The 967-nt window shown below is 56.0% G+C and carries 2 protein-coding genes and 1 pseudogene; 1 reads left to right on the top strand and 2 read right to left on the bottom strand.

Translation table 11 applies throughout. From position 1 onward, the window contains the following. Positions 1-200 (top strand): hypothetical protein (locus AYR66_RS29505; RefSeq protein ID WP_206047009.1); only part of this gene is annotated, 200 nt, incomplete at its 5' end. Between the two features lie 3 nt (positions 201-203). Here AYR66_RS29505 and AYR66_RS09920 read toward each other — a convergent pair. After that, positions 204-539: a hypothetical protein gene (locus AYR66_RS09920; RefSeq protein WP_206047126.1), complete on the bottom strand. Its 336-nt coding sequence runs from the start codon at positions 537-539 to the stop codon at positions 204-206. 118 nt (positions 540-657) lie between these two features. Continuing rightward, a pseudogene (locus tag AYR66_RS29945) lies at positions 658-786 on the bottom strand (hydrolase); the annotation flags it as partial. Positions 787-967: the final 181 nt, after the last annotated feature.

Genomic DNA, 967 nt, shown 5'->3' with positions numbered 1-967 from the left:
ATCGTATTGCGCGACAGATTCGTGCGCCGTTCGATCTCTCGTATGGAGAGCTTCTCGCGGAAATGCATCCGCCTGATCTTGGCAAACATGCCCACTGTGATCACTCCTCGTCCTCCTGCCCATTTATTGAGCAGGCGATTGAATCACGTGGGTCAAATTTGGATGAAAACTACTGCGGAAAGTGGGTCAATTTTCAGTGAACGTCAACACTTGACGCCCTTTTCGTCGTCGGGTTTGGGCGGCGCGTCGGTTTCCGCTACCAGCACATCGCCATTCGGCAGCACATAAAGCCAGCGGGGATGGTCCAGCCCGGTGGCATAGGCCGATACTGTAAAACCTTGCGGCGCGCTCGGCTTCGCGCTGGATGGCCAGCCCTTGGCGGGGGCAATGTTAACGGTGGGAACGATATTCTTGTCAGGCGCGGGAAGCTGCGGGTTCGGGCCCATGCCGGCTTCGACGGGTAGCGCAGGAGGATCGATGGAAGTACATGCTGACAACATGCAAAGAAGGAAGACCAGGCTGGTCCGAGAGAGACCCATGATGTCGGCTCCGATATTTTTATTGGGGAACCAACTTTGGAGTGCTTGCAGGATCGGGAATTCCGCTTCGTTGGACTGTATTCCGGAACGACCGCCCTGCAAGCAGGTAATCGAGGATTTACCTCCTCGCGTTATAGCTCGTGATCAGGTTGCGATAGTCGGGGATGTGGCTTGCGAAAAACTTGCCCAACCCTTCCGCGTCATTGCGCCAGTTGCGGTGCAATTCGCACGTCACGCCGAACCAGCTGCTATCTCCATGGAGCTGCCGTAGAAGTATGGCCAGCGGAAATTAGATACTTGTGTTCGGCTTCAAGAATTAGTTCTGCGGCGGGAGGCTGTTGCCACCGGCGAGTTGGGTGTGCATGACGGGGCTTACCTGTTGTCGTAGCAGTTGCAGCCAGTGGGCTATGGGAGGAATTCTGTCGCCG

Source organism: Noviherbaspirillum denitrificans (assembly GCF_002211445.1).
Taxonomy (GTDB): Bacteria; Pseudomonadota; Gammaproteobacteria; order Burkholderiales; family Burkholderiaceae_D; genus Noviherbaspirillum; species Noviherbaspirillum denitrificans.
Note: the sequence above shows the minus strand (reverse complement) of the source record. Positions and strands in the feature narration are given on the sequence as shown.

Excerpts from the sequence above, each read along its gene's own strand:
- AYR66_RS09920 (WP_206047126.1), bottom strand. The coding sequence starts at position 539 with ATGGGTCTCTCTCGGACCAGCCTGGTCTTCCTTCTTTGCATGTTGTCA.